The organism is Candidatus Pacearchaeota archaeon (genome assembly GCA_038874355.1).
GTDB lineage: Archaea > Nanobdellota > Nanobdellia > Pacearchaeales > GW2011-AR1 > JAVZCO01.
The window spans coordinates 347,430-363,674 of the sequence record JAVZCO010000001.1 but is presented as its reverse complement, the minus strand read 5'-3'; the positions used below and the strand labels follow the sequence as shown (position 1 = coordinate 363,674).

The window sequence follows — 16,245 nt, the reverse complement described above, 5'->3', positions numbered from 1 at the left end:
TTATAAGTTAAAAATTCTTAAAAAAAGAAAATGAAAAAAGAATTAGAAAATAAATTATATGATTGGAAAGATTGGATCCCAATTTGTGGTTGGTATAATTTAATGAAAAAAGTAGAAAAAGCACCAGAAGAGATAATAAGGGAAAAAAAATTTCAAGCTTATATTTTTCTCAATTCTATTTATTTTTCTTCCTGTTTTTATTCTATGTTTTATGAAATTATGAAAAATTTTTCTAATAAATAAATTTATAAATTAAAATTGTTTTATACAAACAATGATAATAAAAAAAGAAAGAACTAAGAAGTTATATTTATTATTATCATTTATTATCTTGCTAACTTTAATTTTTTTTATCTCTTTAAGAATTAATTTAACTGGAAATATTGTAATTAAACAAGAAAAAGTATATAATAAAGACGAAATAAAAAAACATGATAATGCCGGAGACTGTTTTGTAATAAATGGAAAAGATGTATATGATATTACAGGATTAATAGACAATAAATACTTTAAAGAAGAAAATTGTGGAAAAGAGATTTTTATTAATAATTATTTTAAAGAAATTTTAAAAGAAAGAAAAGTAGGAATAATATCTTAATTTTTAAGATAAATAAAAAAGAGGTAAAAGATGTATGATGAATATTTAAATCTAAAATACACACCAAAGGACGATATTGTTTGTTTATTTAGAATAGAACCGGCCAATAATTTAACAATTAAAGAAGCTGCAGAAAGAGTTGCAGCAGAATCTTCTGTTGGAACTTGGACAGAAATACCAAAATTTAACTATGTTAAAGATTTGAGAGCAAAAGTGTTTTCTATAAAAGGAGAATATGTTAAGATAGCATATCCTTCTGAATTATTTGAAAAAGGAAATATGGCTAATATATTAAGCAGTGTTGCAGGAAATATTTTTGGTATGAAAGATGTAAAAGCTTTGAGATTAGAAGATATTCAATTTCCTAAATCTATAATTAAAAGTTTTTATGGTCCTTTATATGGATTAAAGGGTATAAGAAAAATATTAAGAATAAAAAAAAGACCATTAGTTGGAACAATTGTTAAGCCAAAATTAGGATTAAAAACAGAAGAACATGCAAAATCTGCTTATGAATCATGGTTAGGAGGATGTGATTTTGTTAAAGATGATGAAAATCTTTCAAGTCAGGATTTTAACAAATTTGAAAAAAGATTATTAAAAACATTAGAAATGAAAGATAAAGCAGAAAAAGAAACAGGAGAAAAAAAAGCTTATTTGATTAATGTAACAGCAGAAACAGAAGAGATGATAAGAAGAGCAGAATTAGTAAAGAAACAAAATGCTAAATTCATCATGGTTGATATGTTAACTGTTGGTTTTTCTGCCTTGCAAACTTTATCAAAAGAAAATAGAAATTTAAAATTAGTTATTCACGGACATAGAGCAATGCACGCTGCTTTAACAAGAAATGAAAAACATGGTGTAAGTATGATGGTTTTAGCTGATATTGCTAGATTAATAGGATTAGATTCTTTACATATAGGAACTGGTATAGGAAAAATGGAAACCAGTATTAAAGAAGTTCATGAGATAGAAGAAGAAATAGAAGAAAATTATGTTAAAGAGACAAAAACAAGATTACAACAAAATTGGTATAAAATAAAGCCAATGTTAGCAGTTTGTTCTGGCGGTTTGCATCCTGGACACGTTCCGTTTTTAATCAAACATTTGGGGGATAATATTTTAATACAAGCTGGTGGAGGAATTCATGGCCATCCTTATGGTAGTATTGCAGGAGCAAAAGCAATGAGACAAGCTGTAGACGCGTGTATGAAGAAAATAAGTTTAGCAAATTATTCTAAAAATCATTATGAATTAAGAGAAGCTTTAAGAAGATGGGCTAGTGACGAATTGAAATAATTATAAATTAAAATAATTTTTTACATATTTTCTATAACTTCTATTCCTAATAAAGATAAAGAATTTTTTAGAACAATTCTAAATGCTTCAATAATTGCTATTCTTTTTCCTTTGTCTTTTTTTTCTGCTTTTAGAACATTACAATTATGATAAAATTCATTAAATATTTTACATAATTCGAAAGAATAATTTGCTAGAATTGATGGATTTAAATGTTTATAAGCTTCTTCAACTATCAAAGGAAAATCGGATAATTTTTTTATTAAATTTATTTCATAATCATTTAAATTTTCTATAGATATTTTTTTTATTTTTATTCTTGATTTTTTTATTATTGAAGATGCTCTTGCATAACTGTATTGTAAATAAGGGCCAGAATTTCCATCAAAATTTAAAGCATCTTTCCATTTAAAAATTATATTTTTATTAGGATCTTGTTTTATTATGGCATATTTTACAGCTCCATATCCTATTTTTTTTGCATCTCCTTTTGTTTTTCTTTTATTTATTTCTTCTTGTGCTTTTTTAACAGCTTCTTTCATAAAATCTTCTAGTAAAATTACATCTCCACTTCTAGTTGACTGTTTTTTTATCTTTCCATCTTCTTCTATTAAAACATAAGAATAATGAATAACTTTAGGTGCTTTTTTTCCTAAAATTTCTAAAGCAATTTTTAATTGATGAAAATAAATTTTTTGATCTTCTCCTAACACTATATAACTTTCATCGCATCTTTTCATTTTATCTATTGTATATGCTATATCTCTTAATGCATATAAAGCAGTTCCATTACTTCTTGCTAAAACTAAGACAGGAGATTTAATCTTTCCTTCTAAATTATAACCTTCTTCATTTAAAACAAATCTTCCATTTTCATCTATAAATAATCTTTTTGTTTTTTTGAATTCTTCTAAAATTTTTTTTGCTTTTTTAATATAAGAAGATTCGTAATCAAATCTATCAAAGATTATTCCAAATTCTTTAAGGATTTTTTTTTGTCCTTCTAATGCTATTTTTACTATTTTTCTAAATTTTTCTTTTACTTTTTTGTTTCCTTTTTCAAATTTTTCTAATAAATCAAAAACTTTATTTTCTAATTCAGGATCATTTTTTATTTCTTTATTTACTTTTATATATAAATCTAATAATTGAGAAAAATTTTCTTTACCTTTAAATTTTAATGCTATCATTGCTATCTGCTTACTTACATCATTTACATAATAATATGTTTCTACTTTATAACCTAAAAATTTGAATATTCTAGCAAGAGAATCTCCTATTATACTATTTCTTGCTCTCCCAACATGTGGAGAAGAATTTGGATTTAAAGAAGTATGTTCTATAGAAATCTTTTTACCAATATTTTTTGAACCATATTTTTCTTTTTCCTTTAAAATTTTATTTAAAATTTCGGTTGCAATAATTTTTTTATCTAAATAGAAGTTTATATAACCATTAAGTGCTTTTATATCTACATTCTTTATTTTTTTTATTAATTTTTTAGATAATTCCTCTGCTATAATAACAGGTTGTTTTTTTAATTTAGCTGCGAGGATAAAACATGGAAAAGCATAATCTCCATATTCTTTAAAATAAGGTTTTTCTAATTTTTTTTGTATTTCTTTTTTATCTATTTTTAATAATTTAGATAAATTTGAAATAATTTCATTTTCTATATCTTTGATTATTTTCATTTTCTTCATTTTTATAAAAACTAAATTAATATTTAAATCTATTGTTATATTTTTTAAAAATAAACTTTATAAACTTCTTTTTCTTTAAAATAATGCAGATCAGGTGGGCAGGTTAGTCCTCTGCCAATCGCAAATGGACTTATGGCGAGCCGTAAAGAAGCTGGTGAGATAGGAATTAATAAACCCTTGAGTTAACAATGAGTTCTTGTCCTACTCGATCTTGCTTTTACGAAACGTGCGAGGTCAGGAATGAAGCAGCACTAAGTAAAAGTTAAGATGCTTGTAGGGTTACAAGAACAAGGATACTCAAGATAAGTTTATTAATTCTTATGTAGCTAGCTTCCTGATCTGCACTCTTTGATATTTACTTTTTAATATTTTTATTATATTTAGGATATAAAATTTAATTTGTATTTCATTTATCTTTCAAATTTTTTTATTATCAATTGAGGTTTATTAAATATTATTGAAAATATTTATAAATAGAATTTATTTTTATATTTAATAAAAGGTAAAAATGAATAAAAAAAATCAATTTTACTTGATGGCTGCAATAATAATAATAGGAGTAATTTTAATAATAACTTTAAGTTTTAATTATATAAGGACAAAAGAGGAAAAATATCCAATTTATAGTATAAAAGATGTAATAGAATTAGAAACCGCAAAGGTTATTGACTATGGGATAGTTAATAAAAAAGATTTGAATTCTTTAATAGAAATTTGGATCACGAATTATACAGAATATTCGCAAAAATACGTAACAACAACAGAAGGAATTTACCCAACATGGCTTTTTATATATGGAGATAAAAATAATTTAAAGGCGATTATAATAAATTCTACTACTGGTGGAGAAATAAGTATGGAAATAGGAAGAGAAGGGGATCGTATTACCCAAAACACACAAATAAGAAGTATAATAATTTATGATATAACCCAAACCTTAGATGAAGAAGGTAAAATTTTAATAAATGTTCCAGAAATAAATTTTTATAAATCTTTTAACATAAAAGAAGGACAAAACTTTTATTTTGTAATCACAACAGGAAATCAAACAGTATCTTCAAAATAAAAAAATAGTAAAATGAAAAATAAAAAAGCAATAAGTGAAATAGTAGCTTATGTTTTAATTATAACAATAGTTTTATCTTTGAGTGTCTTGGTTTATACATGGATGAAAAGACAAATTCCTACAAAAACAGAAGAATGTCCAGAAACATTATCATTAATAATAAAGGATTATTCTTGTGATTCTTCTAATAAAATATTAAATTTAACCTTAAAAAATATGGGGCTATATGACATAAGTGGGGCAATAATAAAAGCATCAAATTCTACACAATTACCAATTATGTCTATAAATTTAAAAAATAGTTTTCCTCAAGGAAAAATAAGAAATATTAGTAGTTTTGAATATTATTTTCAAAATAATTTAAATGCGTCTGATAATGAAGAAGTTTTGGCTATTTTTGATTATTCTAATTTGAATTTAATAACAAAAATCAATGTAATTCCAACTCATACTATAAAGAATGATAAATTACTATGTTCGAATCAAAAAATAGAACAAGAAATAAAAAATTGTATATGAGATTTAGAAAAGTATTTAAATTAAAAATAATAATTTAATATAAAAAAGAGGGAAAATGATAAAAAAAGATAAAAGAGCAATATCTCCTGTAATTGCTACTTTGTTATTAGTAGTAATAGTAATAATTCTTGTATTAATAGTTTTTATATGGGCAAAAAGTTTTATAAAAGAATCTATACAAAAAAAAGAAAAACCAGCACAACAAGTATGTGGAGAAATAAGATTAGAAGTTTATTATAATAAAGATAGTGGAGAAATTAGTTTTTCTAATATAGGAAATTATCCAATTTATTCTTTACAATTAAGATTAAAAGAAAAAGGAAAAATAAAGAATTATGAAATAAATAAAAGCATTCTAATAGGTGCTGGAGAAAGTATAAAAGATGATTCATTAAAAAATAAAGATTCAATAGAAGTAATTCCTGTTATTTTAGGTGAAAATGAAAAAGGAAAAAAGACACAATATACATGTAAAGAGAATACTTTTTTAGCAGAAACCATATAAAAATTAATTAAAAATAATAATTTAATATAAAAAAGAGGGAAAATGATAAAAAAAAATAAAAGAGCAATATCTCCTGTAATTGCTACTTTGTTATTAGTAGTAATAACTATAATAGCAACATTAACCTTAGGAAAGTTTGTAAAAGAAATTATTAATAAAGATATAGGAAAATCTTCTTGTTATGAGTATATGGATTATATAAATATTTTAGATTCAGAATATACTTGTTCTAATAGTACATCTACATTAATACAAATTGAAAGAGGATCTGACCAAAAAGAAATAGATGGAATATACATATCTTTATCTTCAGGTGCAAGTTCTAAAGGATATGAATTAAAAAATGGAACTAATTTAAATGGTGTTAAAATGTATGATGGATCTTCAACAATAGTTTTACCAGAAAGAGGGGAAGCATTAACTTATATATTTTCTTTAGGAAATGTTAGTTATTCTACTATAACTGTTATGATTAATGGAAAAACTTGTGATATAACATCACAATCATATAACATTAAAAAGTGCACTTAAATGTAAAATGAAAATAAAAGGACAGGTATGGATAGAAACTGTAATTTATACTGTGATAATGCTTTCTATAATTGGAATTGTTCTTGCTGTTGTAAAACCAACTATACAAGAAAGACAAGATAAATTTATTATAGAAAACAGTATAGAAAGTTTAAATATAATAGAATCAAAAATTCAAGAATTACTTGTGTATGGCCCGGGAAATACTAGAGAAATAAGTGAGATAATGATAAAAAAAGGAAAAATGAGAATAAACTCAGAAAATGATACAATAGAATTTGAAATTGATAGTAAATATTCTTATTCCCAGCCTGGAAAAGAGGTTAAAAGAGGTAGCATAAACATTTTAACAGAACAAAAGGCAAATGATTATAAAATAAAATTGTATTTGAAATATAAAGAAAAAAATGTAAATATAACATATAACGGAAAAGAAGAAAATAAAGAACTAACACAAACACCGATTCCATATAAAATTTATATAAGAAACGTAAAGTATGAAGAGACAACAAGTAAATATCAAATAGATTTTATTTTATCTTAAAATGGAAATAAACTTAAAACCAACTATTCCGCAGCTTCCAAGATTTAGCGATAGGTCAAAAATAGATTTAAGATATGCATTAATACCTCCATACGTTTTTGTTCATATTTATTGGAATCATTCTGAACAAGAAGTATTATACGAAGTAGAAGAACCTATATTAAATGATTATGAAAAACAAATTCTTTCTAAATTAGAAGAAGGAATGAAAGAGATTATAAATATAAACTTACTAAAAGAAAGAACAATAGAATCACTTATAGAATATATTGATAAAACAGCTAAATTATTAATTTCTGAACTTGTTTTAAAAGTTTCAGAAGAAAGTTACAATAAAATTTTTTATTATCTTTACAGAAATTTTATTGGATTTAATGAAATAGAACCTTTATTAAATGATTATTTTATTGAAGATATAGAATGCAATGGAGTTAATACACCTATTTATATTGTCCATAGATTATATAGAAATTTAAGAACAAACATTATTTTTAGAGATATTGAAAATTTGGCAAGTTTTGTAGAAAAACTTGCACAAAGATGTGGTAGATATATTTCTTATGCTTCTCCATTATTAGATGGATCCTTACCTGACGGAAGTAGAGTTAATGCTACATATACTACTGATGTAACAAGTAGAGGTCCTACATTTACAATAAGAAAATTTACAAAAACTCCTTGGACTCCTATTCACCTTTTGTCTATGAATACTCTTTCTCCAGAAATGCTTGCTTATTTTTGGATTTTAATACAATATAAATGCAACATATTAATTGCTGGTGGAACTGGTTCTGGAAAGACTACTTTACTTAATGCAATTTCTTTTTTTATACCACCAGAAGCAAGAATAGTTTCTATAGAAGATACTAGAGAAATAAATTTATCAAAAGAGAACTGGGTTCCTGCTGTAGCTAGAACTGCGATTGGAACTGGGAATATTGGGGAAGTTGATCTTTTTTCTTTATTAAAAAATTCTTTTAGACAAAATCCAGATTATGTAATAGTGGGAGAAGTAAGAGGTAAAGAAGCTTTTGTTTTATTTCAAGGTATGGCTTCTGGGCACGCGTCTTTATCAACAATACATGCAGATTCTGTTGATACGGTAATAAAAAGATTAGAAACACCACCAATAGAACTATCTCCAACACTTGTAAATACTTTAGATGTTGTTACAATAATGAGTCATGTTATTGTAAAAAATCAAGAAACAAGAAGATTAAGAAGTATCTCTGAAATAATAAATGTAGATCCTGACGGAATAGCCACTACAAATACCCCCTTTGTATGGAATCCTGCAGATGACAAATTTTATTTTAAAAAAGAATCAAAAGTTTTTGATAAAATATGTCAAAGGCATGGTTTTACTAAACAACAAATATTAAAAGAGTTTGAGATAAGAACAAGACTGTTATATGAATTATTTAAAAGAAAAATATATGATTTTGAAACAGTACAGAAAGAAATAAATGAATATTATAAAAACCCACAAGCAGTAATGTTAAAATATAATCTCCTTTCTTAAATATATTCAAAAGATTTATAAAATTAACATCCTTTTATTTTAAAAAAGAGTGAAAAATGTTAAGTAAAGAAAGAATCTCTTTGTTGTATATTTTAATTAACTCATTAGAACAAATAAGTAGAAAATTAGAAGAATATTATACAAAGAAAGATATTGAAAATTATGAAAAAACTAAAAAAGAGATCATTAAAATAAATTCACAAATATCTAAACTTTTAACATGACACTAGAGGGATTATTATCAAATATTGAAAGAGAAAAAGAAATAATTAGCGAGGTAATATCTTTAAACGAAAAATTTTTTTTATCGAATAGCAAAGAAGAAAAAATAATTATAGAAAAAAAAATAAATTCTTTATTAAATCAATTAAAAATACTTAACGAGTCTATACCAAAAATAATAGAGAATATATCTCCTTTCAGAGAATTTCCACCTTTTAAAAATGAGGTAAAAGATAAAAAAAATTTAAAAAAAGAAAGCTCGCAAGAGCTTTCAAATATAAGTTATAATAGTAAAGGAAAACAAATTAACATAATAATTAATAAAAAAGATAAGGAAAAATTTTTGGAAGAATTAAGGATTAGTGAAGAAGCAATAGAAAGATTAAAAGAAAAAAAAATTAAAAATCAAGAAGATTATTCTATGAATATAGCAAAATCTAATTTTTATAAAAGAATTTCTAATAAAATGTTCCTTAATCTTTCTAATTCTCTTTTAAAAAAAGGATATTTTATTGATTTAGAAAAAAATTTAAAAAAAGCATCAATTCCATTTTTGACAAATTCTTATCTGTCTATGGCTTTTTTCTCTTCTTTTTTATCTTTTATACTTAGTATTTTTTTTTTGATTTTTGGTTATTTTTTCTTAAAATTAGATTTAATCAAATATATTTGGATAATTTTTTTATTACCCTTTTTTACTTTTTTCATTTTTTATTTTTATCCTGCTACAGAAAGTAAAAGTATAGAAACAAAAATAAAAGAAGAACTTCCTTTTGTTGTTTTAAATATGGCCGCTATATCAAGCTCAAAAGTAGAACCTTCTTATATATTTAAGATAATTGCTTTTGGTAAAGAATACCCTAATATAAAGAAAGAGTTTATTAAAGTTATGAATCAAATAAATTTATATGGTTATGATTTAGTTACAGCATTAAAAAACGTTGCAAAGATAACACCATCTAAAGAATTATCGGAATTATTTTTAGGGATAGGGGCAATAATAACTACCGGCGGAAACATAACAGAATTTTTGGAAAAGAGGGCAGAAACTTTATTTTTTGAATATAAAATAGAAAAAGAGAAATATACAAAAGAAGCAGAAACTTTTATGGATATTTATATAAGTCTTGTTATTGCTGCTCCTATGATATTTGGATTGTTAATAGCTTTAATGTCAACAAAAATAATAAATATAGGATTTTCCTCTGTTCTGTTATTATCTATTATTATAGGGTGTATCTCTATAATTAACATAATTTTCATATTATTTTTAAATTTAAAACAAACAAGTTATTAAAATGAAAATAAAAAAACCACACATTATAGGAATGATAGTTTTTTTTTTGATTATAGTATTTGGTTTTATTTTTTTATTTAAACAAGATAAAAATTTGTATTATTTTCTATTAAGTGTAGGATTCGTAATTGCTACTTTACCTTTTTTTGTTGATTTAGTATTAGAAACTAGCAAAGAACAAGAAAAAGGAAGGATGTTTTTAGAATTTTCTAGAGATTTAGTAGAAAGTGTAAAATCAGGAACTCCTATAAGTAAAGCAATAATTAATTTAAGAAATAAGGATTATGGTCCTTTAACATTTTATATACAAAAACTTGCAAATCAAATATCTATAGGAATTCCTGTTTCAAAAGCATTTGATACTTTTGCTAAAGATGTTAAAAGCAATATTGTAACGAGATCTATAATGTTAATAAAAGAAGCTGAAAAAGCTGGTGGATCAATAGAAGATATTTTAGAAAATGTTTCTAAATCTGTCAGGGATATAGAAAAATTAAAAGAAGAAAGAAAAGCAATAATTTATGGTTTAACAATAGAAGGTTATATAATATTCTTTGTTTTTTTAATCATTATGCTAATAATGCAATTCAAAATAATTCCATTAACAAGCGAATTATCTAATCTTGGAGAATCGAGTATTTTTTCAACAAATATAGATATTTCTTCTTATAATGTGACCAATCAAGAAAATAATCCGAACGAAGAAAAAGAGATTTCTGTATCAACAATGATGTTTGTATTACTGTTAGTACAAAGCTTTTTTGCTGGAATAATTATAGGAAAATTATCAGAAGGAAGTATAAAAGCAGGATTAAAACACTCTTTTATCCTTATCACAACATCATTATTAATTTATTTAGGAGCAAATTCATTCATAGGCTAAATTTAATTAAAATGATAAAAAATAAAAAATCACAAAGCCATCTTGAAATATTATTATCATTTGTAATTTTCATAGGATTTTTAATTTTTCTTTTAATATTTTTTAATCCATTTAAAAAAATGGGAAATGAACAAACATATTTAAATTTATTACAGCAAAGTATAGAAAAAGAATTGAAAAAAGAGATAATTATATATTCTATTAAATTAAATGAAAGTTATGAAGGATGTTATAATTTTGAGATTAAAGATGATGATAATTTAAGAAATAAGAATTTAACAAAAAAAGATTTAAATAACACAATTTACGATTCCATGCATACAATAAAAGAAAATAATTATGTTATATATTCTAATTTTTCTTCTCAGATAGATTTTTATTATATTTATTTTTCGGAAGATTTTTTAGAAAATAATCTAGATGGGAACAATTGTAATAGAAAAATTGATAAAAAAAATTATACTTTAGGTATGTTAAGAAGTTATTATTCTATTTCATTTAAATATTTAAATGAAACTTTCAAAAAAGAATACGAAACTAATTATTCAAAACTAAAAGATAGAATTGGATTACCACAAACAAAAAATTTTGCTATTGACTTTTATAATTTAGAGAGAACTAATAAAATAATAAGTTTAGGCAATACACCAGAAAAGGCAGTAGTATATTCAAGAACTATTCCAGAACAAATATTTTATCCTAATGGGACTTTTGAATATATTTTTATGCAAATAAAAGTATGGTAAAAGATATGATGAATGGGTAAATTTAAAATAAATTATTAAAATGAGAATAAGTAAAAATAAAAAAGGATGGGTAAGAATAATAGAAGCTTTTATAGCAGTATTACTAATATTTTCTCTTCTATTTTTTTTGTATGTGAAAAATGTAAATAGAGCAGACATTTCAGATGAAATTTACTCTTTACAAAAAGCCCTTCTTTTAGAAATATCTAATAATGAAGAATTAAGAAAAGAGGTATTAGAAAACAATACAGAAAAAATAATTATATTTTTAGAAAATAAAATACCTAAATCTTTTAATTATACAATAAGAATATGTTCATTAGATGAAATATGTTCAATGGATTTTTATAAAAAAGAAGTCTTTTCTTCAGAAACTGTTATTTCTTCTACAATTTACCAATATGAACCAAAGGTTATAAAAATTTTTATGTGGAAAGAATAAAATGAAGAAAAAATTTAGAATTTTAGAACATACAGCAGATGGAATGTTTCAAGCTTATGGAATAACTCTAGAAGAAGCTTTTAAGAATTCTGTTTATGCTATGTTAAGTTTAATAACAAAAAATAAAATAAAGGAAAGAATAAAAATAATCTTTAGTGTAAATGGTAAAAACTTAGAACAACTTTTATACAATTTTTTAGAAGAAATTTTAATTCTGATTTATTCAAAAAACTTTATTCCATCTAAGATTAAAAAAATAAAAATTGATAAAAAGAAATTAAAATTAAAAACAGAATTAATTGGAGATGAAACAAAAAATTATGAAATTTTTTCAGAAATAAAGGCAATAACTTATAATAATATGATTATAAAAAAGATTAAAAATAAATACATAATTCAAGTAGTAGTTGATATGTGAAAAATTACAAAAATAAAAATTTAAAATTAAAACTTATTTTTTATTTCTTTTTCTTTTTCCCGCCTCTGACCATCTTAGCTTCACAAACATTTCCTTTACCATCAACATAGTAAAGGTAACCTTCTTTTCTTTTTACAGCATTTTTTAAAATAACTTTTCCCATTTTTACCTCCCTTTTTATTAAATTAATTCTCAACGAAAGTATTTAAATCTTTTCTTTTTAAAATTTTTTTTATAGAAAGATAATATTTTTTTGTTAAGGGAATTTCCAATAATTTACAAAAATTTTTTTTGGGAGAATAAATTCCTAATTTATTTATTAATTTAACTTCAACAATCTCGTTGTTAATATTTAACCATACCGCCAAAAAAGGTTTACAAAAAAAAGAATGTATCTTTCTATTTACAGGGGAAGAAAATTCAAAAAGCAAAGCTTTTTTTGGGCTTTTTTTAAACATTAGACCAATAAATTTCTTTATACCGCTATATTTTTCTACATTTAATATAACTATTTTATTTTTTCTATTTTTTATTATCATTTTTTAAGATAGAAATAAATTTTTTTATATCTTCTCTGATTGGAAATTCTTTAATTTTGAATAATTTTATAGTAGAAAACCAAACAAAAAAAACTATTATTGCTGAAAGAAAATACCAAACTAACAAATGTAAAAATTCAAATAAAAAGAAATTATTTTTGAATAGAAAAGAAAAAATGAGAATTCTTAAAAGATTTATTATAAAAAATAGGGAAAAAGAAAAGAATAATGAGAATATTCTTTTTCTTGGTTTCATTGGTGTTGTAAAGTTTAAAATATAAATTAAAAAATATGCTGCACCGGCTATGCATGCTTCAACTAAAGTTATCTTACTATTATCTAAAAAAACAGAATTTTCATATAAAGATGCATTATTATAAAAAAGTTTTATTATAAAATAAAAAGAATGAAGAGTTATTGGAGAAAATATATAATAGAATATAAACAAACCATTTAAAGAAACAATTAAACAAGAAAGATATCTTAAAATAATAAAAAAAATTATTTTACTTTCTTTTCTCATAATAAGTTAAACAATGAAAATATTTAAATATCTTTTTACATAATTCTAAAAATGAAAAATTCTAAAAAAAAGAAAAAAATAAAAAATATCCAACTTAAATTATTTTCTTTAATATTATTAATAACTATTTTATTTTTATCTTTTATTTATGATTTTAAAATAGTTAATTTTTTTTACAATAATAAAAACAAATTTCTTTTTAATTTTATGTCTTTTATAAGTTCTTATAATTTTTTGATACCTTTTTTATTAAGTATATTTTTATTTTTAATATTTCAAAATAAAAAAAATGCAATAAAAATTCCAATTTCAGTTTTTTTAACAATAGTTATAATTTATTTTTTAAAGATAATATTTTTAAGAACTAGGCCTTTTTCTTTAGAAAGAGATAGTTTTCCCTCTTTTCATTCTGCTTTAGGTTTTAATTTTCTACCTTTTTTTGATAAAAATTACAAGTTTTTTTGGTTAATTTTTTCTCTTTTAGTAGCTTTTTCAAGATTATATTTAGGAGAACATTATTTAACAGATATTATTTTTGGTTCTATTGTTGGATATTTTATAGGTATTTATACTAATATTTTACTAGAAAAAAGAATAAAAAAGAAAAAGAAAAAAATTAACTTCTAGACACTTTTATAGCAACAATTATTATTAATATTATTAAGATAATATTAACAATTATTATCCAAAGTAAAATTTTATTTTCTTCAAATATCTTGGGTAATCTTATTGTAAATTTTGATTGTTGTGGTTCAATTTCTAAAGATATGCTTTTTTCTTCTGTTATTCCATCAAATAAAACTTTAATCTTGAAAGTTTGTTCCCCATAAGTATCTTTGTTTATCTTAAACTTCAATACAGCATCTCTGCTTTCGCTAGGGACTAAATTAAAAGATTGCGGTTCGAGGCTTATTAAATTTGCCCAATCTTCATAATCACTAGCCATGATTATATAAGAAGTTGTCTTATTTCCTGTATTTGTAAAAGTTATTTTTATTTCTACCTCATCTCCGGCTTTTATTTCTTCTTCATTCATCAAAGATGCCATTATCTTTACATTTTTTTCTTTTGTTGTTGTTATACAATTTCCTTTTACAGTTATAGATTGATAAAATTTTTTTTCTAAATCTGTTTTTGAATCTTCATCATAACAATATATATCTGTATCTTTATTACATTTTGAATTATCTTCATCATAATCATAATATGTAATAATTTCAAGATTGTATATTTTTTCTGTTGCATTCTGTGGTATTTCAAAGTTAAATGTTACATAGGTAGATTCTCCTTTTTCTAATTCTTCTATTACCTCATATAAATTTATTCCTAACTCTTTATTATATAAATTAACAAGGACTTTTTCTTCATCTTTATTTCCTATATTATATATTGGCAAATTTAAGATTATATTTTCTCCGCAAGTTGCTTGTATAGGATTTAATTCATATTCATCAATAATAACTGCTCTATCATATTCTTTTTCAATTTCTACTTCTTGATAATATATTGTTTCGCTGTTTATTATAGAAGTACAACCTTCATCTTCATCTTCATCTATGTATGCTTTAACAAATAATTTATATGTTCCTTCTTCAATATCTGCTGGAATTCTAAATTCAAAAGTTACGTCTTTTTCATCTCCACTGTCTATTTTCAATATTTTGTATCTTTCTATATTTTCTAAATCAAGTTTATTTTTTCCATTACTATCATATAAAGCATATTCCACTTTTATTTTTTTAGACTTATCGAATCCATTATAAACATCATTAACTTTTATTTTTATATTATCAAGAGGATGCCATATCCATTCATCTTCATTATCTTTTAATTCGTCTGTAACTTTATATATTTCTATTTTTCCTACTTCACCATATTTACAAAAATCATTAACAAAGTAAAGAGTTAAATTTTTATTATCTGTCCAATTAGAATAATTCCCAGTAAAGGTAATAATAGTTGAATACAATTTTCCTATTTTGAAGTTTTTCCAATTAGAAGGACTTTTTTGTAAAGATATAATAATTTTTGTACTATTTCCTTCTTCTAAAGTTGCGTTTTCTAAACTTATAGAGTAAGAAATTTCGTCTCTTAAGATTGTTCCAGAATAAATTGTTATTGTTGTTGGATATGTTATGGTTACAGTTTCATTTTCATTATTTGTTAAAATTATTTCTGTTGAGTTAATGGATTTTGATAGATAAACTGAATTTTGAGAAAAAATTAAACTTGCGCTAACAAAATTTAATATTGTTAAGCTAAACAAAATTGTTGCTAAAATTAAAAATTTACTTTTCATTTTTATTTATTTTTTAATTTTTGTTGTAATTTTTTAGTTACATCTATTTATAAATATTTCTATAATAGAGAATATATAATTAATTTTTTATTTTTTCCTTGTTTGTATTGTTTATTTTTTGAACATGAAAAGATTTATAAAATAAAGAAAACTTAATTTTAAAAACAAAAGGAGGTAAAATGCCAGCAAAAGCAAAAAAGAAAAATATAGTTGGTGCATGGGCTTTTTTAATAGGAGTTATTCTTGCTTTAATCTTAGGCCTATTTTCAGAACAAATTGCTAATCAAGCATGGATTCGAGTAGTTTTAGTTATTATAGGTATTTTGATAGGATTATTTAATATATCAGGTCAAGAATCCTTAAAGTTTTTATTAATTGGAACATCTCTTGTATTAGTAAGCAGCTTAGGAGGCCAATTCCTTCTTTCTTTAAATATAATTGGGCCTATATTTGCTTATTTGATCTATTTATTTACTCCTGCAACAATTGTTGTTGCTATAAAATCAGCTTTTGCCCTTGCAAAGGATTAAATTTTTTTATTTTATTTTTTTTTATTTTTTTTACTTATAAGTATAAAATTTATATA

22 protein-coding genes and 1 other RNA gene are annotated in these 16,245 nt (G+C 22.9%); 18 read left to right on the top strand and 5 right to left on the bottom strand.

The genetic code is table 11. The features are described 5' to 3' along the window. Nucleotides 1–30 precede the first annotated feature (30 nt). The 3 genes from QW117_02220 to rbcL are packed head-to-tail and all read left to right on the top strand — an operon-like array spanning nt 31 to nt 1,900. A complete protein-coding gene (locus QW117_02220) occupies nt 31–243 on the top strand; it encodes a hypothetical protein (protein ID MEM3405770.1) in 213 nt (70 codons plus the stop codon). A 31-nt stretch (nt 244–274) separates the two neighbouring features. Beyond that, entirely contained in the window at nt 275–598 is a 324-nt protein-coding gene (locus QW117_02215) for a hypothetical protein (protein MEM3405769.1), read from the top strand. Nucleotides 599–628: 30 nt separating this feature from the next. Next, the gene (gene rbcL, locus QW117_02210; protein MEM3405768.1) at nt 629–1,900 is read left to right on the top strand and encodes a type III ribulose-bisphosphate carboxylase; all 1,272 of its coding nucleotides are present in this window, start codon (nt 629–631) and stop codon (nt 1,898–1,900) included. 20 nt (nt 1,901–1,920) lie between these two features. Here rbcL and argS read toward each other — a convergent pair whose 3' ends face one another. Continuing rightward, complete coding sequence (gene argS, locus QW117_02205) at nt 1,921–3,603, bottom strand: arginine--tRNA ligase (protein ID MEM3405767.1); 1,683 nt, start codon at nt 3,601–3,603, stop codon at nt 1,921–1,923. 83 nt (nt 3,604–3,686) lie between these two features. On the opposite strand from argS, the gene ffs reads away from it, so the two are divergent. The 13 genes from ffs (at nt 3,687) to QW117_02140 (ending at nt 12,298) form a co-directional block, all read left to right on the top strand. After that, nucleotides 3,687–3,948: signal recognition particle sRNA (gene ffs, locus QW117_02200), an RNA gene on the top strand. A gap of 163 nt (nt 3,949–4,111) precedes the next feature. Then, nucleotides 4,112–4,669, top strand: coding sequence for a hypothetical protein (locus tag QW117_02195; protein ID MEM3405766.1), 558 nt, complete (start codon nt 4,112–4,114; stop codon nt 4,667–4,669). 12 nt (nt 4,670–4,681) lie between these two features. Beyond that, nucleotides 4,682–5,188 carry an archaellin/type IV pilin N-terminal domain-containing protein gene (locus tag QW117_02190; protein ID MEM3405765.1) on the top strand — a complete coding sequence of 169 codons (507 nt, stop codon included), beginning with the start codon at nt 4,682–4,684 and terminating at the stop codon, nt 5,186–5,188. 55 nt (nt 5,189–5,243) lie between these two features. Continuing rightward, nucleotides 5,244–5,693 (top strand): archaellin/type IV pilin N-terminal domain-containing protein, encoded by a 450-nt coding sequence (locus QW117_02185; GenBank protein MEM3405764.1) that lies wholly within the window; start codon nt 5,244–5,246, stop codon nt 5,691–5,693. Between the two features lie 42 nt (nt 5,694–5,735). Further along, nucleotides 5,736–6,224: an archaellin/type IV pilin N-terminal domain-containing protein gene (locus QW117_02180; protein MEM3405763.1), complete on the top strand. Its 489-nt coding sequence runs from the start codon at nt 5,736–5,738 to the stop codon at nt 6,222–6,224. A gap of 7 nt (nt 6,225–6,231) precedes the next feature. Further along, complete coding sequence (locus QW117_02175) at nt 6,232–6,768, top strand: hypothetical protein (protein ID MEM3405762.1); 537 nt, start codon at nt 6,232–6,234, stop codon at nt 6,766–6,768. A 1-nt stretch (nt 6,769) separates the two neighbouring features. Further along, nucleotides 6,770–8,290, top strand: a complete 1,521-nt coding sequence (locus QW117_02170) for a type II/IV secretion system ATPase subunit (protein ID MEM3405761.1) — start codon at nt 6,770–6,772, stop codon at nt 8,288–8,290. Between the two features lie 56 nt (nt 8,291–8,346). Beyond that, entirely contained in the window at nt 8,347–8,514 is a 168-nt protein-coding gene (locus QW117_02165) for a hypothetical protein (protein ID MEM3405760.1), read from the top strand. Next, nucleotides 8,511–9,809 (top strand): type II secretion system F family protein, encoded by a 1,299-nt coding sequence (locus QW117_02160; GenBank protein ID MEM3405759.1) that lies wholly within the window; start codon nt 8,511–8,513, stop codon nt 9,807–9,809. Before QW117_02165 ends, QW117_02160 begins: the two co-directional genes overlap by 4 nt. A 1-nt stretch (nt 9,810) precedes the next feature. Next, nucleotides 9,811–10,692 carry a type II secretion system F family protein gene (locus QW117_02155; protein ID MEM3405758.1) on the top strand — a complete coding sequence of 294 codons (882 nt, stop codon included), beginning with the start codon at nt 9,811–9,813 and terminating at the stop codon, nt 10,690–10,692. An 11-nt stretch (nt 10,693–10,703) separates the two neighbouring features. After that, entirely contained in the window at nt 10,704–11,438 is a 735-nt protein-coding gene (locus QW117_02150) for a hypothetical protein (GenBank protein ID MEM3405757.1), read from the top strand. 40 nt (nt 11,439–11,478) lie between these two features. Then, the gene (locus QW117_02145; protein MEM3405756.1) at nt 11,479–11,880 is read left to right on the top strand and encodes a hypothetical protein; all 402 of its coding nucleotides are present in this window, start codon (nt 11,479–11,481) and stop codon (nt 11,878–11,880) included. 1 nt (nt 11,881) lies between these two features. Continuing rightward, complete coding sequence (locus tag QW117_02140; GenBank protein MEM3405755.1) at nt 11,882–12,298, top strand: archease; 417 nt, start codon at nt 11,882–11,884, stop codon at nt 12,296–12,298. A 40-nt stretch (nt 12,299–12,338) separates the two neighbouring features. Here the strand turns inward: QW117_02140 and QW117_02135 are convergent, their stop codons facing one another. From QW117_02135 to prtA, 3 genes are read right to left on the bottom strand one after another with little or no spacing between them, the layout of a single operon-like run. Next, on the bottom strand, nt 12,339–12,461 hold the full coding sequence (locus QW117_02135) for a hypothetical protein (GenBank protein ID MEM3405754.1): 123 nt from the start codon (nt 12,459–12,461) through the stop codon (nt 12,339–12,341). Nucleotides 12,462–12,483: 22 nt separating this feature from the next. Further along, on the bottom strand, nt 12,484–12,837 hold the full coding sequence (locus QW117_02130) for a hypothetical protein (GenBank protein ID MEM3405753.1): 354 nt from the start codon (nt 12,835–12,837) through the stop codon (nt 12,484–12,486). Beyond that, nucleotides 12,821–13,360, bottom strand: coding sequence for a pacearchaeosortase (gene prtA, locus QW117_02125; protein MEM3405752.1), 540 nt, complete (start codon nt 13,358–13,360; stop codon nt 12,821–12,823). Before prtA ends, QW117_02130 begins: the two co-directional genes overlap by 17 nt. Nucleotides 13,361–13,411: 51 nt before the next feature. Between prtA and QW117_02120 the strand changes: the two genes are divergently transcribed. After that, the gene (locus tag QW117_02120) at nt 13,412–13,987 is read left to right on the top strand and encodes a phosphatase PAP2 family protein (protein MEM3405751.1); all 576 of its coding nucleotides are present in this window, start codon (nt 13,412–13,414) and stop codon (nt 13,985–13,987) included. Here QW117_02120 and QW117_02115 read toward each other — a convergent pair. Next, nucleotides 13,977–15,659, bottom strand: a complete 1,683-nt coding sequence (locus QW117_02115; protein ID MEM3405750.1) for a putative S-layer protein — start codon at nt 15,657–15,659, stop codon at nt 13,977–13,979. The genes QW117_02120 and QW117_02115 overlap by 11 nt on opposite strands. A 179-nt stretch (nt 15,660–15,838) precedes the next feature. On the opposite strand from QW117_02115, the gene QW117_02110 reads away from it, so the two are divergent. Further along, nucleotides 15,839–16,189, top strand: a complete 351-nt coding sequence (locus tag QW117_02110) for a hypothetical protein (GenBank protein ID MEM3405749.1) — start codon at nt 15,839–15,841, stop codon at nt 16,187–16,189. Nucleotides 16,190–16,245: the final 56 nt, after the last annotated feature.